The organism is Micromonospora globosa (assembly GCF_000717585.1).
Classification (GTDB): Bacteria; Actinomycetota; Actinomycetes; order Mycobacteriales; family Micromonosporaceae; genus Micromonospora; species Micromonospora aurantiaca.
The window spans coordinates 46,500-71,727 of record NZ_JNZR01000055.1 but is presented as its reverse complement, the minus strand read 5'-3'; the positions used below and the strand labels follow the sequence as shown (position 1 = coordinate 71,727).

The window sequence follows — 25,228 nt, the reverse complement described above, 5'->3', positions numbered from 1 at the left end:
GGTGCACACGGCTGGTGTGTTGGATGACGGTGTGGTGGAGGGGCTGACGGCGGAGCGGTTGGCGGGGGTGTTGGCGCCGAAGGTGTCGGCGGGTTGGTTGTTGCATGAGGCGACGGCGTCGCTGGATCTGGATTTGTTCGTGGTGTTCTCGTCGGTGGCTGGTGTGCTGGGTTCGCCGGGTCAGTCGGGGTATGCGGCGGGTAACGCGTTCCTGGACGGGTTGGCGGTGTATCGGCGGCAGCTCGGGTTGCCTGCGGTGAGTCTGGCGTGGGGGATGTGGGACACGGCAGGCATGGCCGCCTCGATCGACGAGGCGGACCGGGCGCGGTCCGCGCGGGCGGGTCTGACGCCGATGAGCGCCGAGATCGGGTTGGAGCTGTTCGACGCCGCCCTGGTGGCGGAGCAGCCGGCGTTGGTGCCGGCCGTGATCGACGTACCGGCGATGCGCGCAGCGCTCGGCGCCGGCCCGGTGCCGGCCGTGCTGCGTACCCTGATCGGGTCGACGGCGGCCCGGCGACGGGCCGCGCGGAGCGGCGACTGGGCCAACCAGCTCGCGGGCCTGGCGCCCGACGAGGCGCGCGCCCAGATCGACGTGCTGGTACGGGGTCTGGTCGCGCAGGTGCTGGGGCACGGTGGTGCGGAAGCCGTGCCGGCGGACCGGGCGTTCCGGGAGTTGGGCTTCGACTCGCTGACGGCGGTGGACCTGCGTAACCGGTTGAACGCGGCCACCGGGCTGCGGCTGGCCTCGACGCTGGTCTTCGACTACCCGACCCCGGCCGTGCTCGCCGACCACCTGCACGAGCAGGTCTCCGGGCAGATCACCGCCCGCCAGACGGCGGTACTCACCGCCGGCACCGACGAGCCGATCGCGATCGTGGGCATGGCCTGCCGCTACCCCGGTGGCGTCGATGGTCCGGACCAGCTGTGGGCGTTGCTGGCCGGCGGCGGCGACGGGATCTCGGAGTTCCCCACCGATCGCGGCTGGGACCTGGAGAGCCTGTTCGACCCGGACCCGGAGCACGTGGGAGTCGTTCGAGTCGGCGGGGCTGGACCCGCAGCGGTTGCGGGGCAGCCGGACGGGTGTCTTCGCCGGTGTCATGTACCACGACTACGCCTCCCGCCTGATGGACCTGCCGCCGGACGCCGAGGGCTTCGTCGGCACGGGCACGTCGGGCAGCGTGCTGTCCGGTCGGGTCGCCTACACCTTCGGGTTGGAGGGCCCGGCGGTCACCGTCGACACCGCTTGTTCTTCCAGCCTCGTTGCGCTGCACCTTGCCGCGCAGGCGTTGCGGTCGGGTGAGTGTGATCTGGCGTTGGCCGGTGGTGTGACGGTGATGGCGACGCCGGGGACGTTCATCGAGTTCTCCCGGCAGCGTGGTCTGTCGGCCGACGGCCGGTGCAAGTCGTTCGCGGCGTCGGCCGACGGCACCGGCTGGTCCGAGGGCGTCGGCGTGCTGCTCGTGGAGCGGCTGTCGGACGCGCGGCGCAACGGGCACCGCGTGCTGGCGGTGGTACGCGGCACGGCCGTGAATCAGGACGGTGCGTCGAACGGGCTGACGGCGCCGAACGGTCCGTCGCAGCAGCGGGTGATCCGGCAGGCGCTGGCGAACGCGCGCCTGTCCCCGGCGGACGTGGATGCCGTGGAGGCGCACGGTACGGGTACGACGCTGGGTGATCCGATCGAGGCGCAGGCTCTGCTGGCGACGTACGGGCAGGAGCGTCCGCAGGATCGGCCGTTGCTGTTGGGGTCGGTGAAGTCGAACATCGGGCACACGGGCGGTGGCCCTGGCTACGGAGGCGACCCCGTGGCCGCGGGTGGACCGTCCGCGTCGGGCGGCGGTGTCGTCGTTCGGCATCTCCGGCACGAACGCGCATGTGATCATCGAGCAGCCGCCCGCTGAGACGATCGAGGGTGAGGTCGTCGCCGGCGACGTGCCGCCGGTCGTACCGGTGCTGCTGTCGGCCCGCGACGCCGCCGCGCTGTCGGCGCAGGCGGGCCGGTGGGCGCGCTGGCTGACCGCCGACGAGGCCCCGCGTCCGCTGGACGTGGCCTGGTCCTCCGTCACCACCCGACCCGCGCTGGAGCACCGGGCGGTCGTCACCGCCGCCGACCGGGACGACCTGGTCGCGGCGTTGACTGCCCTCGCCGACGGCGACCCCACCGGTACGGTCGTCTCCGGCGCCACCGGCCAGCGCGGCCGGCTCGCCCTGCTCTTCTCGGGCCAGGGCGCGCAGCGCGCCGGGATGGGCCGGGAGCTGTCGGCCGGGTTCCCGGTGTTCGCCGCCGCGCTGGACGAGGTGTGCGGACACCTCGACCCGCTGCTGCCGCGTCCGTTGCGGGAGGTGCTGTTCGCGTCGTCCGGCATGCTGGCCGTGGCCGCTGACGAGGCTGCGGTGGCGGAGTCTCTCGCCGGGATGACCGATCGGCTGGGTATCGCGGCTGTCAACGGTCCGGCCGCAGTGGTGGTGTCGGGTGCCGTCGAGGCCCTGGACGAGGTAGAGCGGGTCTGGCGGGATCGGGGTGTGCGCACGCGCCGCCTCACGGTGAGCCACGCGTTCCACAGCCCGCTGATGGAGGCGATGCTCGACGAGTTCCGTACGGTCCTGGACGGGTTGACGTTCTCCGCGCCGCTGCTGCCGGTCGTGTCGAACGTGACGGGGGCCCTGGCCGGGGACGAGATCCGCACGGCCGACTACTGGGTGCGGCACGTGCGCGAGGCCGTCCGGTACGCCGACGGGATCACCGCCCTGCGCGAGGCGGGAGTGGACACGTTCCTGGAGGTCGGGCCACAGAGCGTGCTGACCGCGATGGCCGCCGACGTGCTGCCCGGCGACGACGCCGTGCTGGCCGTCGCGGTGCAGCGCCGGGACCGTCCGGAGGCGCACGCGCTGCTGCACGCCCTGGCGGAGCTGCACGTGCACGGGATGCCGGTGACCTGGCAGTCGTGGTTCGCCGACACCGGCGCGCGCCGCGTCGACCTGCCCACGTACGCCTTCCAGCACCAGCGCTACTGGCCCACCGCCGGCCGGGCGCGTACGGGCGACGTGTCCGGGGCCGGGCTCGGCCGCACCGGGCACCCGCTGCTCGGCGCGACGGTGGACCTGGCCGGCGACGACGAGATGGTGCTGACGGGCCGGCTCTCCCTGGCCACGCACCCGTGGCTGGCCGACCACACGGTCTCCGGGCTGACGCTGGTGCCGGGCACCGCCCTGGTCGAGCTGGCGGTGCGGGCCGGCGACGAGGTGGGCCTCTCCCGGCTGCGGGAGCTGACCATGGCCGCCCCGCTGGCCCTCCCCGGAACGGGAGGCGTGCGGATCCAGGTGCGGGTGTCCACGTCGGAGTCGCCGCAGCGTCCCGTCGCCGTCTACTCCCGCCCCGACGACGATCCCGAGGCGGGCTGGATCCGGCACGCGGAGGGCGTGCTGGAGCCTTCCACCGCCGACGAGCCGGACCCGGTCACCTGGCCCCCCGCCGGCGCGGCGGAGGTGGACCTGGCGAGCTGGTACCCGACGCTGGCGGAACACGGCCTGACGTACGGGCCGGCCTTCCAGGGGCTCCGGCGTGCCTGGACCGGGGGCGACGAGGTGTACGCCGAGGTGGTCCTGCCGGACGACGCGACGGAGGCCGCCGGGTTCGGCGTGCACCCGGCGCTGCTGGACGCCGCCCTGCACCCGATCGGGCTGCTGCTGGTCGGCGAGGAGTCGGGCGGGCCACGGGTGCCGTTCGCGTTCGAGGGCGTGCAGGTGCACGCCTCGGGAGCGGGGGCGCTGCGGGTACGCCTGACCCGCGACGGCTCCGGGCTGCGGCTGGCCGCGTACGACGAGGTGGGCGCGCCGGTCGTGTCGGTGGACTCCCTCGCCCTGCGGGAGCTGACCGGCGTGGCCGCGCCGGGCGTGGCCACGCGGTCGCTGTTCGAGCTGCGATGGCCGGCCGTGGAGGCCGCGCCCGCCGGGGAGCTCTCCGGCTGGGCGCTGGTGACCGGCGGCCGGGAGCTGCCGGCACCCGTCGGAATGCCCACGTACCCCGACGTGGCGACGGCCGCGGGGGAGGAGTCCGTCCCCCGGACGCTGCTGCTGCCGGTGTTCCCCGCGCCCGGGTCGGCGACGGCGGAGTCGGTCCGGGCGGTGACCTCGGACGTGCTGGCGACCGTGCAGTCCTGGCTCGCGGCGGATGCCCTGGCGGACTCGCGGCTCGTGGTGGTGACCCGGGGCGCGGTGTCCGTCGGAGACGACGACCGGGTGACCGACCTGGCCGGCGCGGCGGTGTGGGGTCTGCTGCGGTCGGCGCAGTCGGAGCACCCGGGCCGCATCGTGCTCGCGGACGTCGACGGCGACCCGGATGCCGCGCTGATGGCCCTGCTGGACGGCGTCCTGCGGGAACCGACCGCGACCGGCGGCCAGTTGGCCGTCCGCGGGGGTGCGGTGCACTCGCCGCGCCTGGTCCGGGCCGGCATCACGGCGGCGGAGACGCCGGCCGTGGGTGACGGTGCGGTGCTGGTCACCGGCGGTACGGGTGCGCTCGGGGCGCTGGTCGCGGAGCACCTGGTGTCGGTGCACGGCGTGCGGTCTCTCGTGCTGGTGTCGCGGCGCGGCCCGGAGGCCGCCGGTGCGGGCGAGCTGTCGGAGCGGCTGTCTGCGTTGGGTGCGTCCGTGCGGGTCGTTGCCTGTGACGTGACGGACCGGGACCAGGTGTTCGGTCTGGTGGCCGAGGTGGCCGCCGAGGGTCGGCTGGCAGGTGTGGTGCACACCGCTGGTGTGCTGGATGACGGTGTGGTGGAGGGGCTGACGGCGGAGCGGTTGGCGGGGGTGTTGGCGCCGAAGGTGTCGGCGGGTTGGTTCCTGCACGAGGCGACGGCGGGTCTGGATCTCGACTTGTTCGTGGTGTTCTCGTCGGTTGCGGGTGTGCTCGGCTCGCCCGGTCAGTCGGCGTATGCGGCGGGCAACGCCTTCCTCGACGGGCTTGCGGTCCACCGGTGGCAGCTCGGGTTGCCGGCGGTCAGCCTGGCGTGGGGGATGTGGGACACGGCCGGCATGGCCGCCTCGATCGACGAGGCGGACCGGGCGCGGTCCGCGCGGGCGGGTCTGACGCCGATGAGCGCCGGGACCGGGTTGGAGCTGTTCGACGCCGCGCTGGGCGCCGACCGGGCGGTCCTCGTACCGGCCGTGATCGACGTGCCCGCGCTGCGGGCGGCGACCTCCGGCAGCCCCGTGCCGGCCGTGCTGCGCACCCTGATCGGCGTGACCGGCACCCGCCGCCAGGCGGGGCAGGGCGGTGGCGGCTGGGCCGACCGGCTCGCCGGGCTGACCGAGGACGAGGGCCGCGCCCAGGTCGACGTACTGGTACGGGGTCTGGTCGCGCAGGTGTTGGGGCACGGTGGCGCGGAGTCGGTGCCGGCGGACCGGGCGTTCCGGGAGTTGGGCTTCGACTCGCTGACCGCCGTCGACCTGCGCAACCGCGTGAACGCGGCCACCGGGCTGCGGCTGGCCTCGACGCTGGTCTTCGACTACCCGACCCCGGCCGTGCTCGCCGACCACCTGTGGTCGGAGTTGGCCGGGGTGCGCCAGTCGACCGCCGGCCCGGTCGCCGGCCCGGTCGCCGGCACCGACGAGCCGATCGCGATCGTGGGCATGGCCTGCCGCTACCCGGGCGGGGTGGAATCCCCCGACGAACTGTGGGGGCTGCTGGCCGGCGGCGGCGACGGGATCTCCGAGTTCCCGGCGGACCGGGGCTGGGACCTGGAGTCGCTGTTCGACCCGGTGGGAGTCGTTCGAGTCGGCGGGGCTGGACCCGCAGCGGTTGCGGGGCAGCCGGACGGGTGTCTTCGCCGGTGTCATGTACCACGACTACGCCTCCCGGCTCATGGACCTGCCGACCGAGGTGGAGGGCTACGTCGGGACCGGCACCTCCGGCAGCGTGCTGTCCGGTCGGGTCGCCTACACCTTCGGGCTGGAGGGGCCGGCGGTCACAGTGGACACGGCGTGCTCGTCGTCGCTGGTGGCGCTCCACCTCGCCGCGCAGGCGTTGCGTTCCGGTGAGTGCGACCTGGCGTTGGCCGGTGGTGTGACGGTGATGGCGACGCCGGGGACGTTCATCGAGTTCTCGCGTCAGCGTGGTCTGTCGCAGGACGGCCGGTGCAAGTCGTTCGCGGCGTCGGCCGACGGCACGGGCTGGTCCGAGGGCGTCGGCGTGCTGCTCGTGGAGCGGCTCTCCGACGCCCAGCGCGAGGGCCGGAAGATCTACGCCGTGGTGCGGGGCACGGCCGTGAACCAGGACGGTGCGTCGAACGGGCTGACGGCGCCGAACGGTCCGTCGCAGCAGCGGGTGATCCGGCAGGCGCTGGCGTCGGCGCGGCTGTCGCCGTCCGATGTGGACGTGGTCGAGGCGCACGGCACGGGCACGACGCTGGGTGACCCGATCGAGGCGCAGGCCGTCCTGGCCACGTACGGGCAGGACCGGCCCGCCGACCGGCCGCTCTGGCTCGGCTCGGTGAAGTCGAACATCGGGCACACGCAGGCGGCTGCGGGTGTGGCTGGTGTGATCAAGATGGTCATGGCGATGCGCCACGGCCTGGTGCCGGCGACCCTGCACGTGGACGAGCCGTCCCCGCACATCGACTGGACGGCCGGGGCGGTGGCCCTGGCTACGGAGGCGACCCCGTGGCCGGCGGTGGACCGGCCGCGTCGGGCGGCGGTGTCGTCGTTCGGAATCTCCGGCACCAACGCGCACGTGATCATCGAGCAGCCGCCCGCTGAGACGATCGAGGGCGAGATCGTCGCCCGCGACGTACCGCCGGTCGTACCGGTGCTGCTCTCCGCGCGCTCCGACGCGGCCCTGGCCGGCCAAGCGGGCCGGTGGGCGCGCTGGCTGACCGCCGACGAGGCCCCGCGTCCGCTGGACGTGGCCTGGTCCTCCGTCACCACCCGGCCCGCGCTGGAACAGCGTGCCGTCGCCGTGGTGGCCGACGGCAACGACCTGCTCACCGCGCTTCGGGCCCTCGATGCGGGCGAGCCCTCCGGGACCGTCGTGACCGGCTCCACCGCCGTACGCGGCCAGCTCGCGCTGCTCTTCTCCGGCCAGGGAGCACAGCGGGCCGGGATGGGCCGGGAGTTGTACGCCGGGTTCCCCGTGTTCGCGACCGCGCTGGACGAGGTGTGCGGACACCTCGACCCGCTGCTGCCGCGCCCGCTGCGGGAGGTGCTGTTCGCGTCGTCGGGCACCGCCGAGGCGGAGCTGCTGGACCAGACGGTGTTCACGCAGGCCGGGTTGTTCGCGGTCGAGGTGGCGTTGTTCCGTCTGGTGGAGTCGTTCGGGATCGTTCCCGACGTGGTGGCTGGTCACTCGATCGGTGAGGTGACGGCGGCGCATGTCGGCGGGGTCGGTTGATGCAGGCGTTGCCCACGGGCGGCGGCATGCTGGCCGTGGCCGCTGACGAGGCTGCGGTGGCGGAGTCTCTCGCCGGGATGACCGACCGCCTCGGTATCGCGGCCGTCAACGGGCCCACCGCCGTCGTCGTCTCCGGTGCCGTCGAGGCCCTGGACGAGGTGGAGCGGGTCTGGCGGGACCGGGGCGTGCGTACGCGCCGCCTGACGGTGAGCCACGCGTTCCACAGCCCGTTGATGGCGCCGATGCTCGACGAGTTCCGCACGATCCTGCACGGCCTCACCTTTGCCACGCCGCTGCTGCCGGTCGTGTCGAACGTGACCGGTGCCCTGGCCGGGGACGAGATCCGCACGGCCGACTACTGGGTGCGGCACGTCCGCGACGCCGTGCGCTTCGCCGACGGGATCACCGCCCTGAGGGCCGCCGGTATCGACACGTTCCTGGAGGTCGGGCCGCAGAGCGTCCTGACCGCGATGGCTGCCGACGTGCTGCCCGGCGACGACGCCGTGCTGGCCGTCGCGGTGCAGCGCCGGGACCGTCCGGAGGCGCACGCGCTGCTGCACGCCCTAGCGGAGCTGCACGTGCACGGCGTGCCGGTGACCTGGCAGTCGTGGTTCGCGGACACCGGCGCGCGCCGCGTCGACCTGCCCACGTACGCCTTCCAGCACCAGCGCTACTGGCCTGAGGGCACGCCCACGAGGCAGGCCGCCCCGGAGGGCGGCGACACCGAGTTCTGGGCCGCCGTCGAGCGTGGCGACCTGGCCGCCCTCGCCGCCGAACTCGGCGACGACACCGAGGACCTGGACGCGCTCGGCCCGGCCCTGCCGCTCCTGGCACGCTGGCGTCAGCACCGGTCGCGCGACACCGCCCTCGACGGATGGTCGTACCGGATCGGGTGGGAGCCGGTACGGCCGGCCCCGGCGACCCGGCTGTCCGGGCGGTGGCTGGTCGTCACCGTCGACAGCGGCGCCGACGCGGGCGTGGCGAAGACCCTCACCCAGGCGGGCGCCCGGGTGGACACGCTCACCGTGTCGTCCACCCTCGCCCGCGCCGACCTGGGCGAGCGACTGCGCCGCATCAGCGGGGAGGGCTGGGCCGGGGTGCTCTGCGTGCTGCCCCGCCAGGACCGGCCCCTGGCGGACACCCCAGCGGTGCCCGCCGGCGCGGCCGCCCTGCTCACCCTCATCCGGGCGCTCACCGACACCGGCCTGCCGGGACGGGTGTGGGCGCTGAGCCGTACCGCGATGCCGGTCACGGCGGGGGAGCGGGCCGGCGACGTGTGGGCGGCGCTGGCGTGGGGCCTGGGCCGGGTCGTCGCCCTCGAACAGCCGGACCGCTGGGGTGGCCTGGTCGACCTGCCCGACCGCGCCGACCGCGGCGCCCGCGCCGGGCTCGTCGCGGTCCTCGCCGACGGCACCCTGGACCAGGTGGCCGTCCGCCGCAACGGCCTCTTCGGCCGGCGGCTGGTGCCGGCCGCGCCGCCCGCGGGTGCGGGTTGGCGGCCCGCCGGGACGGTGCTGGTGACCGGTGGTACGGGCGCCTTGGGTCGGCACGTGGCGCGCTGGTTGCTGGCGAACGGGGCGGCCGAGGTGGTGCTGGCCTCGCGGCGGGGTCCGGCGGCGCCGGGCGCGGCCGAGCTGGTCGACGAGTTGGGCGCGGTGCGGGTGGTGGCGTGCGACGTCACCGATCGGGCCGCGGTCGAGGCTATGGTCTCCGGGCTGCCGGAGCTGACCGCCGTCGTGCACACCGCCGGGGCGTCCGGCGGCACCACCGCAGCGCACGAGGTGACCGACGGCGAGCTGTCGGAGACCCTGGCCGGCAAGGTGCTCGGCGCCCTGCACCTCGACACCGCCTGCCGGGGTCGGGACCTCGACGCGTTCGTGGTCTTCTCCTCGGTCGCCGGTGTCTGGGGCGGCGGCGGGCAGGCCGGCTACGCGGCCGGCAACGCCCTGCTCGACACCCTCGTCGCCGCCCGCCGGGCGAAGGGCCTGCCCGCCACCGCGCTGGCGTACGGCCCGTGGGCGGAGGACGGCATGGCCGCCGGGGAGACCGCGGACGGCCTGCGCCGCCGCGGGTTCAGCCCGCTCGCGCCCGACGCCGCCGTCGCGGCGCTCGGCCGCTGGGTGAACGCCCCCGAGGCGGCCCCGGTGATCGTGGACGTCGACTGGTCCCGGTTCGTCACGGCGTTCACCGCCGTACGGCCGAGCCACCTCTTCGACCGGGTCGCCCCCGCCGTCGCCGGGGAGCCGCAGCGGCCGGAGAACACCGCCGCGACCGACGGGCTGCGCAACCGGCTCGCCACGCTGCCGGCGACCGGCCAGGAGGCGCTGCTGGTCGACCTCGTCCGCGCGGAGGCGGCGGCCGTGCTCGGCCACCCCACCACCGACCAGGTGCCGGCCGGCCGGGCGTTCCGCGAGCTGGGCTTCGACTCCCTCGCCGCCGTGCAGCTGCGGGACCGGCTGGGCCGGGTCACCGGCCTGACCCTGCCGTCGACAGTGGTCTTCGACCACCCCTCGGCGGCGGAACTGGCCCGCTTCCTGCGTACCGAAATCGTGGTCGGCGCGGACGGCGGCCCGGCTGCCGGCGGCGCGACCGCGGCCCGGCCCGCGGCCGACGAGCCGATCGCGATCGTCTCCATGGCCTGCCGCTTCCCGGGCGGGGTGTCGTCGCCGCAGGAGCTGTGGCGGCTGCTGGCCGACGGAGTGGACGCGGTCACGCCGATGCCTGCCGACCGGGGCTGGGACCTCGACGCCCTGTTCGACAGCGACCCGGAGCAGGTCGGCACCAGCTACACCCGCAGCGGTGGCTTCCTGCACGACGTCGCCGGCTTCGACGCCGCGTTCTTCGGGATCAACCCGCGCGAGGCCCTCGCCATGGACCCGCAGCAGCGGCTGCTGCTGCACACCACCTGGGAGGCCTTCGAACGCGCCGGCATCGACCCGCACGGCGTACGCGGCTCCGCCACCGGCGTCTTCATGGGCACCAACGGGCAGGACTACGCCACACTGCTGCTGGGCGCCCGAGCCCAGGTGGAGGGCTACCAGGCGACCGGCAACGGCGCGTCGGTGGTCTCGGGCCGCCTGGCGTACTCGTTCGGGCTGCACGGCCCGGCGGTCACCGTCGACACGGCCTGCTCGTCGTCGCTGGTGGCCCTGCACCTCGCCACGCAGGCGCTGCGCAGCGGCGAATGCGACCTCGCGCTGGCCGGCGGCGTGACGGTGATGTCGACGCCGGGCGCGTTCCTGGAGTTCTCCCGGCAGCGCGGCCTCGCCGCCGACGGGCGGGTCAAGGCGTTCGCCGAGGCCGCCGACGGCACCGGCTGGGGCGAGGGCGTCGGCGTCCTGCTGCTCCAGCGGCTCTCCGACGCCCAGCGCGACGGCAACCGGATCCTCGCCGTCGTACGGGGCAGCGCCGTCAACTCCGACGGCGCGAGCAACGGCCTCACCGCGCCGAACGGGCCCGCGCAGCAGCGGGTCATCCGGCACGCGCTCGACAACGCCGGCCTCACCCCCGCCGACGTGGACGTCGTCGAGGCGCACGGCACCGGCACCACCCTCGGCGACCCGATCGAGGCGCAGGCCCTGCTGGCCACGTACGGCAGGGACCGGACCGCCGACCGGCCGCTGTGGCTCGGGTCGGTGAAGTCGAACATCGGCCACACCCAGGCCGCGGCGGGCGCCGCCAGCCTCATCAAGATGGTGCTGGCCCTGCAGCACGAGGTGCTGCCGAAGACCCTGCACGTCGACGCGCCGACCCCGCACGTCGACTGGTCCTCCGGCACGCTGGCGCTGCTCACCGAGGCACGACCGTGGACCACCACGGAAGGGCCGCGCCGGGCGGGCGTCTCCTCGTTCGGCATCAGCGGCACCAACGCCCACGTCATCCTGGAACAGGCCCCGGACCGCCCGGAGCCGGCCTTCCCCGACGGGGACCGTCCCGCGGCGATCCTGCCGTGGCCGGTCTCCGCAGCCGACCTGCCCGCGCTGCGTGAGCAGGCCGGCCGGCTGGCCGACCGCGTCGCGACGGGCGACGACCCCGCCGACCTGGTCGCCTGGGCGCTCGCCGACGGCCGGGCCCACCTCGGCCGGCGGGCCACAGTGGTGGCCGCCGACCGGGCGACCCGAACGGCCGCGCTGCGGGCCCTGGCCGCCGGGGAGGAGCACCCCGCGCTGGTCACCGCCCGGCGACGCGGCGGCGGCCTCGCGGTCCAGTTCTCCGGCCAGGGCGCCCAGCGCCCCGGTGCCGGCCGCCGGCTGTACGACACGTTCCCCGTCTTCGCGGCGTCCCTCGACGAGGTCTGCGCGGCCCTGGACCACCAGCTGCCGCAGCCGCTGAAGCCGGTGCTGTTCGCGGCCGAGGGCAGCGCCGAGGCGACGCTGCTCGACGAGACGGTCTTCACCCAGGCGGGGCTGTTCGCGCTGGAGGTGGCCCTGTTCCGGCTGGTCGAGTCGTTCGGGGTGGTGCCCGGGCACGTTGCCGGGCACTCCATCGGCGAGATCACCGCCGCTCACGTCGCCGGCGTGCTGTCCCTCGCCGACGCCGCCACGCTGGTGGCCGCCCGGGGCCGGCTCATGCAGGCCCTGCCCGCCGGGGGCGGGATGCTCGCCGTCGCCGCCGACGAGGCGGCCGTCGTCGAGTCCCTGGCCGGGCTGGGCGACCGGGTCGGTGTCGCCGCCGTCAACGGCCCCACCGCCGTGGTCCTCGCCGGGGCCCTCGACGCCCTCGACGGGCTGGAACGGCTCTGGCGGGAACGCGGCGTACGCACCCGCCGGCTGCGGGTCAGCCACGCGTTCCACAGCCCGCTGATGGAGCCGATGCTGACCGAGTTCCGAGCCGTCCTCGACGGACTGACGTTCGCCGCGCCGCTGCTGCCGATCGTGTCGAACCTGACCGGGCGGCTCGCCGAGCCCGACGAGATCCGTACGCCCGGCTACTGGGTGCGCCACGTCCGGGAGGCCGTCCGGTACGCCGACGGGATCGCCGCGCTGCGCGACGCGGGCGTGGACACCTTCCTGGAACTCGGACCGCAGGCGGTGCTGACGGCGATGACCGCCGGCCTGCTCCCCGACGCCGACGACGGCACGGCCGTGGCGGCGCTGCGCGCCGGCGCCGACGAGCTGGCCGCCCTGCTCGCCGCGCTGGCCGTCGTGCACGGCACCGGGCGCGACGTCGACTGGGCGGCGGTGCTCGCCGCGCTGGCCGGCCCCCGCCCGGATCGCCGGCTGCTGCCCGAGCTGCCGACGTACGCGTTCCGGCCGCAGCGCTACTGGCCGACCCTCGACACGTTGCCGGCACCGGCCGCCGACGACCCGGTCGACGACGCGTTCTGGCGGGCCGTCACCGACGGCGACCTGGGCCGCCTCGGCCTCGACCCGGACCAGCCGATGCGCGAGCTGCTGCCGGAACTGGAGTCGTGGCGGCGCCGCCGGCAGCTCGACGGCACCCTGGCCGGCTGGCGGTACCGGGTCACCTGGGAACGCCGGGCGCTGACCGTCGCCGACCCCGGCAGGTGGCTGGTGGTGGCCCCGCCGCACCAGGTCACCGAGCGGGTGCTCGCCGCCCTCACGGCCGGCGCCGCGACGGTGCACCTGCTGACCGTCGACCCGGCCACCGTCACCCGCGACGGTCTGACCGCCGACCTCGACCGGCTCGCCGCCGCGCACCAGCCGACGGCGCTGCTGTCCCTGCTGGCGCTGGACGAGGCGCCGCACCCGGAGCAGTCCGCGCTGCCGACCGGCCTGGCTGCGAACCTGCTGCTCGTGCAGGCGCACACCGGCCGCTCCGGCCCGGCCGTGCCGCTGTGGCTGGCCACCACCGGCGCCGTCGCCGTCGGCGGGGAAGCGGTCGTGCACCCGACGCAGGCCACCACCTGGGGCCTCGGCCTCGTCGCCGCGCTGGAGCACCCCCGGCACGTCGGCGGAGTCGTCGACCTGCCGGCGGACCCGGCCGAGGCGGCGTACGCGGCCCTGGCCGGGGCCCTGGTCAACGTCGACGGCGAGGACCAGCTCGCCGTCCGGGAGGCCGGCGTGCACACCCGGCGGCTGGTCCGCGACACCGGGCTGCCGGCGGCGGGCGACGGCTACCGGCCGAACGGCACCGTCCTGCTCACCGGCGGCACCGGCCCCCTCGCCCGGCACACCACCGACTGGCTGGGCCGCCACGGCGCCGAGGTGCTCCCGCTGGCCGAGCCGGCCACGGGCAAGCTCGGCGACCTGATGGAGCGGCTCGCCGCCGAGGAACGGCCGGTGACCGCGCTCGTGCACGTCCCGGCCGAGACCGGCTCGGTGCCGCTGACCGAGCTGACCCTCGCCGACCTGGCCGCCGACCTGGCCGCCACCGTCGGCGACGTCCCGAGGTACGCCGACGAGCTGGCCCACCGCCCGCTCGACGCGTTCGTGCTGTGCACCTCGACCACGGGGGTGTGGGGCGCGGGCGGCCGGGCCGGCCAGTCCGCCGGCGACGCGCTGCTGCACGCGCTCGCGGCGAGCCTGCGCCACGGGGGACTGGCGGCCACCGCCGTGGCGTGGGGCCCGTGGCACGACGATCCCGAGTCGGCGGAGCAGACGCAACTGCGCCGGCGGGGCCTGCCGGGCCTGCCCCCGGAGCTGGCCGTCGAGGCGTTCGGGCAGGCGCTGCGCGCGCAGGGGGCGCTGATCGTCGCCGACGTGCGCTGGGACCGGTTCGTGCCGACGTTCGCGTCGATGCGGCAGTGCCCGCTGCTGACCGGGGTCCCGGAGGCGGGCGCGGCGATGCCCGCCGACGACGAGCGCCGGCCGGCTGACGACGAGGCGGCGACCGCGCTGCGGGAGCGGCTGCGTCCGCTGAGCCCCGCCGACCGCGAGGGCGTCCTCGTCGACCTCGTGGGCGGCCTGGCGGCGACCGTGCTCGGCCACGGCGGCGACGCGGGGCTGGAGCCCGACCGGGCGTTCCGCGAGGTCGGCTTCGACTCGATGACGGCCGTGGAGCTGCGCAACCGGCTCCGCGCCGCCACCGGCGTCCACCTGCCCGCCGCCGTGGTGTTCGACTACCCCACGCCGGCGGCCCTCGCCCGGCACCTGCGCGACCGGCTCGCCGAGGACGGCGCCGCCGCGGCGGCGCCGCTGCTCGCCGAGCTGGAACGGCTCGACGGCGCCTTCGCGGCCGAGGCGCCGGACCGGCTGACCCGGCAGAAGCTGCTGGTGCAGCTGCAGGCGTTCGTCGCCCGGTGGGGCGACGACCGTGGTCCCGCCGAGGAGAAATCGGCCACGCACACCCTCGACGACGCCACCGACGCCGAGATCTTCGATTTCATCCACCGCGAGCTGGGTGGCCCCGGCGGCAATTTGCCAGGGATCTAGAAATGGTGTCGTACGACCGTTGTCGGCGGTCGTGACACGCCGGGCCGGGCGGGTCCGCGCACTCGCCCGGCCGCACCCCGCGAGGGCGGTGCGCCGCACCGCTCGCAGGGCGGGTCGGCCCAGCCTGCGCCCCCGCCACCTAGGGGCACCCGTAGGGGCACGCTAGGGGTTGTGACCGCCGTCCGGCGACAATTACCTTTCGTCCGGCGCGTAAGACCTGGTGGGGGGCTGAAACGCCATTTTGTCTGGCAATTCGTGGTCGGCTGAATGGGTTTGGATCTTCGCGGCTTGTGGCGTCCGTGGACGGTATTGGGTCGCTGTTTCTCTCCGACCCGAAGAGGTGGCGTCAATGGCGACTGAAGATACGCTCCGGGAGTACCTGAAATGGGTGACGGCGGACCTTCACCAGACCCGGAGGAAGCTCGGCGAGCTTGAGGCGGCCAGCCGCGAGCCGATCGCCATCGTCGGCATGGCCTGCCGCTTCCCGGGCGGGGTGGGCTCGCCCGAGGAACTGTGGGAACTCGTCGACTCCCGCCGCGACGCCTACTCCGCGTTCCCCGCCGACCGCGGCTGGGACCTGGCGCGGCTGTTCCACCCGGACCCCGACCATCCCGGCACGTCGTACGTCGCCGAGGGCGGCTTCGTCGACTCCGCTACCGAGTTCGACGCCGCGTTCTTCGGCATCTCGCCGCGCGAGGCGCTGGCCATGGACCCCCAGCAGCGGCTGCTGCTGGAGACCTCGTGGGAGGCGTTCGAGCACGCCGGCATCGACCCCTCGACGCTGCGAGGCCACCAGGTCGGGGTGTTCGCCAGCACCACCGGCCAGGACTACGTGGGGCTGCTTCAGCAGCCGCCGCCCGGCACCGAGGGCTACATCCTCACCGGCACCGCGGCCAGCGTCGTGTCCGGCCGGATCTCGTACGCGCTCGGCATCGAGGGGCCCGCCGTCACCGTCGACACCGCCTGCTCGTCGTCGCTGGTCGCGCTGCACCTGGCCTGCCAGGCGCTGCGGCAGGGCGAGTGCACCCTGGCGCTGGCCGGCGGCGCCACCGTCATGTCCACCCCGTCCGCGTTCATCGGCTTCAGCCGCCAGCGCGGCCTGGCCCTGGACGGCCGGGTCAAGTCGTTCGCCGCCGCCGCCGACGGCACCGCCTGGGGCGAGGGGGCCGGCCTGCTGCTCGTCGAGCGACTCTCCGACGCCCGCCGCAACGGCCACCCCGTGCTCGCGGTCGTACGCGGCAGCGCCGTCAACTCCGACGGCGCGAGCAACGGCCTGACCGCCCCCAACGGCCCGTCCCAGCAGCGGGTCGTGCTCCAGGCGCTGGCCAGCGCCCGGCTCGCGCCCGAGCAGGTCGACGTCGTGGAGGCGCACGGCACCGGCACCACCCTCGGCGACCCGATCGAGGCGCAGGCGCTGCTGTCGACGTACGGGCAGGGCCGGCCGGCCGACCAACCGCTCTGGCTCGGCTCGGTCAAGTCGAACATCGGCCACACCCAGGCCGCCGCCGGCGTGGCCGGCGTGATCAAGATGGTGATGGCGTTGCGGCACGACACCGTGCCCGCCACCCTGCACGTCGATGAGCCCACCCCCAACGTGGACTGGACGGCCGGCGCGGTCGCGCTGGCCACCGAGCCGCGGCCGTGGCCCGCCGGGGAGCGGCCCCGCCGCGCCGGCATCTCCTCCTTCGGCATGAGCGGCACCAACGCCCACGTGATCATCGAGGAGGCACCCGCCGCCGACCCGGCCCCGGCGGACGCCCCGGACGGCTCCGCCTCCGAGACCGACCCGGTCACGGCGCCTGGCACCGCCCCGGTCGACGGGGCCGGCCTCGTGCCGGTGCTGGTCTCCGCCCGCGACGCCGGATCCCTGACCGCGCAGGCCACCCGCTGGGCCGACTGGCTCGACGACCGCCCCGGGCTGCGGCTGACCGACGTCGGCTGGTCGTCGGCGAGCACCCGGGCCGGCCTGGAGCACCGCGCCGTACTGCTCGCCACCGACCGCGCCGACCTGGCCGCCGCCCTGCGCGCGCTGGCCGCCGGCGGCGACGCCCCGGGCCTGGTCACCGGCGCGGGTCCGCGCGGCGGAAAGCTCGCGTTCCTCTTCTCCGGCCAGGGCGCGCAGCGCAGCGGCATGGGCCGCGAGCTGGCCGCCGCGTTCCCCGTCTTCGACCGGGCACTGGCCGAGGTCTGCGCCGAGCTGGACCGGCACCTGCCCCGCCCGCTCGCCCCGGTGCTCTTCGCGCCCGAGGGCGACGAGGCGGCCGGGCTGCTCAACCAGACCCTCTACACCCAGGCCGGTCTGTTCGCCGTCGAGGTCGCGTTGTTCCGGCTCCTGGAGAGCTGGGGGGTCGTCCCGGACGTGCTGCTCGGCCACTCGATCGGCGAGCTCTCCGCCGCGCACGCGGCCGGCGTGCTGTCGCTGCCCGACGCCGCCACGCTGGTGGCCGCCCGGGGCCGGCTGATGCAGGCCCTGCCGGCCGGCGGCGCGATGCTGGCCGTCCAGCTCCCCGCCGACGCCGTCCGGTCCGCTCTGGCCGACGTCGAGGACCGGGTCGCGGTGGCCGCCGTCAACGGGCCCACCGCCGTCGTCGTCTCCGGCGCCGCCGACGCCGTCGAGGAACTCGAACGCCGCTGGGCCGACCAGGGCGTACGCACCAGGCCGCTGCGGGTCAGCCACGCCTTCCACAGCCCGCTGATGGAACCGATGCTCGCCGAGTTCGCCGCCGTGGTGCGCCGGCTGGAGCTGCACCCGCCGGCGCTGCCGATCGTGTCGAACCTGACCGGCGCCGTCGCCGACCCCGACGAGATCCGCACCGCCGAGTACTGGGTGCGGCACGTGCGGGAGGCGGTCCGCTTCGCCGACGGCGTCGAGCAGCTGCGCGCCCTGGGCGTGCGTACGTTCCTGGAGGTCGGCCCCAGCGGAGTGCTCACCGCGCTGACCCGCGACGTCCTGGCCGACGACGAGACCTCCGCCGTGGCGCTGCTGCGCCGCGACCGCCCCGAGCCCACGTCGGCGCTCACCGCCCTCGCCGAGCTGCACGTCGGCGGGGTGGAGGTCGCCTGGACGAGGCTGTACGCGGGAGCCGACACCGCGCGGGTGCCGCTGCCCGGGTACGCCTTCCGCCGCCGGCGCTTCTGGCCCGAGCCGCCGCCCGCCGGCCCCGGCCCCGCCTCCTCCGACGGCGACGACGAGTTCTGGACCGCCCTGGAGCAGGCGGACGTCGACACGCTGCGCGGCGAGCTGGGCGACGACGAGCAGGTACGGGCGCTGCTGCCGGCCCTGCCCGCGCTGTCCTCCTGGCGCCGGTCCCGGCGGGAACGCTCCCTCGTGGACGGGTGGTCGTACCAGGTGAGCTGGCAGCCCGTGCCGGTCGAGGACGGCGACGCCCCGGCGGGCCGCTGGCTGGTTGTGCTGCCCGCCGAGGACGCGCCGGCGTGGGCCGACGGCCTGGCCGGGCTCTTCGGCGACGCCGAGCCGCTGGTGCTGCGCGTCGGCGCCGCGGACCTGGACCGCGCGGCGCTCGCCGCCCGGCTCCGGATGCTGACCGGCGACCGCGGTGTCGACGGCGTGCTCGCCGTCGTCGCCGGCCAGGACCGGCTGCTGCCCGAGCACCCCGGCGTGACCCTCGCCGCCGCCGGCACCCTCGCCCTCGTCCAGGCGATGACCGACCTGGACCTGGTGGCGCCGCTGTGGTGCGTCACCAGCGGCGCGGTGGCGGCGGCCCCGGGCGACCGGGTCGTGCACCCGCTGCAGACCGAGGTCTGGGGCCTCGGCCGCGCGGCGGCCGTCGAGCAACCGCACCGCTGGGGCGGCCTGGTCGACGTGCCGGCCACCGTCGACGCCGCCATCACCCGGCGGCTCGCCGCCGTGCTGGCCGGCCACGGCGGCGAGGACCAGGTGGCCGTGCGCCCCGGCGGAACCTGGGCCCGGAGGCTCACGCCGGCCCCGCCGACGACCGACGAGAACCCCGCCGGCGACTGGTGGTCCGGCGCCGTCCTGGTCACCGGCGGCACCGGCGCCCTCGGCGGCCACGTCACCCGCTGGCTGCTCGACCGGGGCGCCGGGCGGGTGGTCCTGGCCAGCCGCCGGGGCGCCGCCGCCCCCGCCGTGGCGGACCTGCTCGACCGGTACGGCGCCGACGGGCGGGTCACCGCCGCCACCTGCGACGTCACCGACCGGCGGTCCGTGGCGGACCTGGTCGGCTCGCTGCCCGACCTGACGGCGGTCGTGCACGCCGCCGGCACCGACCAGCTCACCCCGATCACCGACACCACCCTCGACGAGTTCTCCCACGTCGTCGCGGGCAAGGTGCTCGGCGCCCTGCACCTCGACGCCTGCCTCGCCGAGCGCGACCTCGCCGCGTTCGTCATGTTCTCCTCCATCTCCGGCGTGTGGGGCAGCGCCGGGCAGTGCGCGTACGGCGCCGGCAACTCTCTGCTGGACGGCCTGGCCGTCAACCGGCGCGACCGGGGCCTGCCGGCCACCGCCGTTTCCTGGACGGCCTGGGGCGGCGCGCACGGCATGGCCGCCGAGAACGTCGCCACCGAGCAGCTCAACCGGATGGGCCTGCCGCCCGTCGACCCGGAGAAGGCGCTCGTCGCCCTCGACCGGGCGCTGCGCCGGCCCACGCCCTGCGTGACCGTCGCCGACGTCGACTGGAGCCGGTTCCACCCCGCGTTCACAGTGGCCCGGCCCAGCCCGTTCCTCGGCGACCTGCCGCAGGTGCGGGCGCTCGTCGCCGAGGAGGAGGCCGCCACGCCGGCGGACGGGGTCGCCGCGCCACTGCGCCACCTCGCGGCGCTCCCGGCCGCGGAGCAGGAGCGGGAGCTGCTGCGCCTGGTCAACGAGCAGACCGCGGCGGTGCTGGGCCACGCCACCCCCGACGAGCTGCGCGGCCGCCCGTTCAAGGACCTCGGCTTCGACTCGCTGACCGCCGTGGACTTCCGGGGACGGTTGAACGCGGCCACCGGCCTGCGGCTGCCCACCACACTGGTCTTCGACTACCCGACCCCCGCCGAGCTGGCCGCGCACCTGCGCGAGCTGGTCTCCGGCGCCGCCCCGGCCGCCGCCCCGCAGACCGTCGTCGTCGATGCCGACGAGCCCGTCGCGATCGTCGGCATGGCCTGCCGCTACCCCGGCGGCGTCGACGGGCCGGAGGCGTTCTGGCGGCTCGTCGCCGACGGCGTGGACGCCATCTCGCCGTTCCCCACCGACCGGGGCTGGGAGATACCCGAGCCGGCCGAGGGGACGCACCCGCCGGCGGGCGGCTTCCTCCACGACGTGGCGGACTTCGACCCCGCCTTCTTCGAGATCTCGCCCCGCGAGGCCCTCGCCATGGACCCGCAGCAGCGGCTCACCCTGGAGACGTCCTGGGAGGCACTGGAGCGGGCCGGGGTGGACCCCGCGTCGCTGCGCGGCAGCCGTACGGGCGTCTTCGTGGGCGCTTCCACCTCCGGCTACGGCACGGGCCTGACCGAGGTCCCCGAGGGCGTCGAGGGCTACCTGATGACGGGCGCCGCGCACAGCGTCATCTCCGGCCGGGTCGCGTACGCCCTCGGGCTGGAGGGCCCCGCCGTCACCGTCGACACCGCCTGCTCCTCGTCGCTGGTGGCGCTGCACCTCGCCGGGGCGGCGCTGCGGCGCGGCGAGTGCGACCTGGCGCTGGCCGGCGGCGTGGCCGTGATGGCCACCCCGACGGCGTTCCAGGAGTTCTCCCGCCAGGGCGGCCTCGCCTCCGACGGGCGGTGCAAGTCCTTCGCCGCGACGGCGGACGGCACCGGCTGGTCCGAGGGCGTCGGCATGCTGCTCGTGCAGCGGCTCTCCGACGCCCGGCGGCAGGGCCGCCGCGTCCTCGCCGTCGTCCGCGGCTCCGCCGTCAACTCCGACGGCGCGTCGAACGGCCTGACCGCCCCCAACGGCCCCTCCCAGCAGCGGGTGATCCGGCAGGCGCTGGCCGGCGCCGGGCTGGCGGTCACCGACGTGGACGTCGTCGAGGCGCACGGCACCGGCACCGTCCTCGGTGACCCGATCGAGGCGCAGGCGCTGCTGGCGACGTACGGGCAGGACCGGGGCGACGCCGGCCCGCTGCTGCTGGGCTCGGTCAAGTCGAACATGGGCCACGCGCAGGCCGCCGCCGGTGTGGCCGGCGTGATCAAGGTGGTGCTGGCGATGCGGGAGGGGACCGTACCGGCGACGCTGCACGTGGACGAGCCGTCGCCGCACATCGACTGGTCGGCCGGCGACGTGGAGCTGGTGACCCGGTCCCGGCCGTGGCCGGCCGTCGACCGGCCCCGCCGCGCGGCGGTCTCCTCGTTCGGCATCTCCGGCACGAACGCCCACGTGGTCGTCGAGCTGCCCACCGACGCGCCCGCCGACGCCGAGCCGGTCGACGCACCGATGCCGCCCGCAGCCGCTGCGGAGGGGGAACGCGCCGCCGGGCTGCTCACCGCCGACGTGGTGGCCTGGCCCGTCTCGGCCCGCTCCACCTCGGCCCTGGCCGCGCAGGCGTCCCGGCTGGCCCGGCACCTTCGCGCGCACCCCGGCCTCGCCCCGGCGGCGGTCGGCTGGTCGCTCGCCGCGACCCGCTCGGCGTTCGACCGGCGCGCCGCCGTGCTCGGCGCGACCCCCGGCGAGCTGCTGGCCGGCCTGGACGCGCTCGCCGCCGGCACCCCGGCCGGCAACGTCGTGACCGGCACCGTCGCCAACCACGGCGCGGGCCCGGTGTTCGTCTTCCCGGGCGCCACCCCGGCGGGGGCGGTGGCCGCACTGGTGGGCCGCTGCCCGGTCTTCGACGACACCCTCGCCGAGTGCCGGCAGGCCCTCGCGCCCTGGGTCGACGTCGATCCGGCCGCCCTGCTCACCGGCGCGGACGCCTCCTGGGGCGAGCGGCCGGAGCTGGCCCGGCCCGTGCTGTTCGCCGTCGGGGTGGCGCTCGCCGCCGTCTGGCGGCACGCCGGCGTCACCCCCGCCGCTGTCGTCGGCGACGGCGACGGCGAGGTCGTGGCCGCGTACGTGGCGGGCCTGCTGTCCCTGCCCGACGCCGCCCGCACGGTGGCGTTGCGGGCCCGCGCCGCCGCCGGCCACCTGGACCACGACGGCCTCCGCGCCGCCCTCGCGGGGCTCGCCCCGCAGCCGGGGACCGCCCGGCTGGCCTCCACGTTCACCGGCGACTGGGCCGATTCGGCCCGCCTCGGTGTCGACCACTGGGCCGACCTGAGCGGCCTTGGTGTCGACCGGGCGGGCCCCGGTGCCGACCCGGCCGGCCTCGGAGCGGCGCCGACCGCCTCCGGCGCCGACCGCCCGGCCGATATCGCCGGGGGACCGGAGCGGCTCGACGCCGCCCTGCGCGCCGCCGTCGCGGCCGGACACGTGACATTCGTGGAGATCTCGCCGGAGCCGGCGCTGACCGACCGGGTCGCCGCCGTCCTCGACGCGACCGGCGTCACCGGCCACGTCCTGGAGACCCTCGCCGGGTCGGACGACGCCGCCACCCGGCTGCTGACCGGCCTCGCCACCGCGCACACCCTCGGCCTGGCGGTGGACCACCGCCGACTGCTGCCCGAGGCCGAGCCCGTCGACCTGCCCACGTACGCCTTCGACCGGAACCGCTTCTGGCTGGAGCGCACCGGCGCGCACCGCTCGGTCCTGCCCGCAGTGGGCCTCGACGTGGTGGACCACCCGCTGCTCAGCGCGGTGGCCGACCTGCCCGGCGACGAGGGCCTGCTGTTCACCGGCCGGATCACCCTCACCACCCACCCCTGGCTCGCCGACCACGCCGTGCTGGGCACGGTGCTGCTGCCCGGGACGGCGCTTGTGGAGCTGGCGTCCTGGACCGGCCGGCAGGCCGGCACGGCGACCGTCGCCGAGCTGAACCTGGAGGCGCCGCTGGCGATCCCCACCGAGGGCGGAATCGACCTGCGGGTCCGCGTCGGCCCGCCGGACGAGACCGGGCACCGGCCCGTCGCCGTCCACACCCGGCGCGACGACGACACCGGACCCGACGGTTCCCGGGCCTGGCAGCGGCACGCCTCCGGCCAGCTCGCCGACACCGTCGACCCGGACCCCGTGCCGGCCGCCGTGTGGCCGCCGGCCGACGCCGAGCCGATCGCCCTCGACGGGCTCTACGCCCGGCTCGCCGCCCAGGGCTACCACTACGGCCCGGTCTTCCGGGCGCTGCGCGCCGCCTGGCGGTCGGGCCCGGACATCCTCGCCGAGGTCGCCCTGGACGCCGACGCGTCCACCGACACCACGGCGTTCTCCGTGCACCCGGCCCTGATGGACGCGGCGCTGCACGCCATCGGCGCCAGCGCCACGGACGGCGCCACCGACGCCACGGCCGGCGACCCCGCCGGTGGCGCGTCGGGCACCGAGGGCGGCCCCGGCATCCGCCCGGGCCTGCCGTTCACCTGGTCGGGCGTGACCATCCGACCCACCCGCGCCCGCGAACTGCGGATCCGGCTGCGCGCCACCGACGCCGGCTCCGTGGCCCTGACCGTGACCGACACCGGCGCGACCCCGGTCGCCTCCGTCGACGGTCTGGTCCTGCGGCCCATCTCCGGCGAGCAGCTCAGCGCCGCCCGCCGCTCGGCCAGCCGGTCCCTGCACCGCCTCGACTGGGTCGCCCCCGCCACCGGCCGCGCCGACGGCACGTCCCGGCTCGTCGCCCTCGGCGACGACTGGCCCGGCGCCGACCGGCACCCGGACCTGTCGACGCTGGTCGCCGACGTACGCGCTGGTGCCGCCGCACCCGACGCGGTGGTGGTGACCTGCGCCGGAACCGCCACCGGCGAGCCACACCCGGCCGCCCAGGCGCACCGGGTCGCCCACCGGATGCTCGCGCTGGCCCAGCAGTGGCTCGCCGAGGAGACCCTGACCGCCGCCCGGCTGGTGGTGGTCACCCGCGGCGCGGTCCGGGTCGACCCGGACGAGCGGATCGCCGACGTGCCGGCCGCCACCGCCTGGGGCCTGCTGCGCTCCGCCCAGTCGGAGAACCCCGACCGGATCGTGCTCCTCGACGTCGACGACGACGCCCCGGCCGCCGCGCTGCTGCCGGCCGCTCTCGCCACGGGCGAACCCCAGCTCGCCGCACGTGCCGGGCAGCTCCGGGTGCCCCGGCTGACCCGGCTCGGCCCGCCCCCGGCCGACGCGCCGGGCCCCGACCTGGCCGCCGGCACCGTCCTGGTGACCGGGGCGACCGGTCTGCTCGGGCGGCTCGTGGCACGGCGGCTCGTCACCCGCCACGACGTACGGCACCTGCTGCTGGTCAGCCGCAGCGGGGCGGACGCACCGGGCGTCGCCGCGCTGGTCGACGACCTGGCCGGGCTGGGTGCCACCGCCCGGGTGGCCGCCTGCGACGTCACCGACCGCGACGCGCTCGCCCTGCTGGTCGATGAACTCCCCGCCGACCAGCCGCTGACCGGCGTGGTGCACGCCGCCGGGGTACTCGACGACGGCGTCCTGCCCGCGCTCACCCCGGAGCGCTTCGACGCCGTGCTGCGTCCCAAGGTCGACGCGGCGTGGCACCTGCACGAGCTGACCGAGAAGCTGGACCTGGCTGCGTTCGTGCTCTTCTCCTCGGCGGCCGGCCTGTTCGGCGGCCCCGGGCAGGCCAACCACGCGGCGGCGAACTGCTTCCTCGACGCCCTCGCCCAGCACCGGCGCGACCGGGGACTCCCGGCGCTCTCGCTGGCCTGGGGCCCGTGGGTGAACGACACCGGCGACGGGCGGACCGGGCACGTCGACGAGGCCCGGATGAACCGGGGCGGCTTCGTGCCGCTCGGCGCCGAGGAGGGCATGGACCTGTTCAGCGAGGCCCTGCGCTTCGCCGAGCCGGTGGTCGTACCGGTCAACCTGGACCTCGCCCTGATCGGCCGGCACGGACCGGCGGCGGTCCCGCCGGTGCTGCGGTCGCTGGTGCGGCCGGCGACGACCGGCGCGGTACGGGCCGCCGAACGCGATCCGGCCGAGGCGCTGCGGGAGACCCTCGCCGCCACGGCGGAGGCCGATCGCGACCAGGTGCTCTCCGACCTGGTGCGGACCCACGCCGCCGCGGTCCTCGGCTACGCGTCGATCCGCTCGATCGACGTCGAGCGCGGCTTCGTCGAGCTGGGCTTCGACTCGCTGACCGCGGTCGAGTTCCGCAACCGGCTCAACGCGGCCACCGGGCTGCGGCTGCCGTCCACGCTGATCTACGACCGGCCGACCACGGCCGCGCTGGTCGAGTACCTGCGGGGCGCGCTGCTGGCGGAGCGGAGCACCTCCGCGCTGACGGTGCTCGGCGAGCTGAACAAGCTGGAGCACGCCATGCGGGCGGTGGCCTCTGCCGACACCGACCGGGCCGCCGTCGGCGCCCGGCTGCGTGAACTGCTCTCCCTGTGGACCTACACCGAGTCCGGTGCGGACTCCGCCGCCGACGAGGGCGCCAGCCTCGAGTCGGCCTCCGCCGAGGAGATCTTCAGCCTGCTGGACGAAGAGTTCGGCTCGGCCTGATCCGGCATGTCGCACACCTCG

General features: G+C 76.2%; 3 protein-coding genes and 3 pseudogenes. All 6 read left to right on the top strand.

The window, feature by feature from the left end; all coding sequences use genetic code 11:
* Nucleotide 1: 1 nt before the first annotated feature.
* A pseudogene (locus IF06_RS34555) lies at nt 2–1,421 on the top strand (beta-ketoacyl synthase N-terminal-like domain-containing protein); the annotation flags it as partial.
* Between the two features lie 30 nt (nt 1,422–1,451).
* The gene (locus IF06_RS34550; protein ID WP_232236814.1) at nt 1,452–1,901 is read left to right on the top strand and encodes a polyketide synthase; all 450 of its coding nucleotides are present in this window, start codon (nt 1,452–1,454) and stop codon (nt 1,899–1,901) included.
* Nucleotides 1,816–6,532, top strand: a pseudogene (locus tag IF06_RS34545) (beta-ketoacyl synthase N-terminal-like domain-containing protein); the annotation flags it as partial. The gene IF06_RS34550 and the pseudogene IF06_RS34545, both read left to right, overlap by 86 nt.
* Nucleotides 6,533–6,544: 12 nt before the next feature.
* Nucleotides 6,545–7,914: pseudogene (locus tag IF06_RS35035) on the top strand (acyltransferase domain-containing protein); the annotation flags it as partial.
* Nucleotides 7,888–14,718, top strand: a complete 6,831-nt coding sequence (locus IF06_RS34535; RefSeq protein ID WP_420063447.1) for an SDR family NAD(P)-dependent oxidoreductase — start codon at nt 7,888–7,890, stop codon at nt 14,716–14,718. The pseudogene IF06_RS35035 and the gene IF06_RS34535, both read left to right, overlap by 27 nt.
* A 349-nt stretch (nt 14,719–15,067) precedes the next feature.
* A complete protein-coding gene (locus IF06_RS0130745; RefSeq protein WP_030275219.1) occupies nt 15,068–25,207 on the top strand; it encodes a type I polyketide synthase in 10,140 nt (3,379 codons plus the stop codon).
* Nucleotides 25,208–25,228 lie beyond the last annotated feature (21 nt).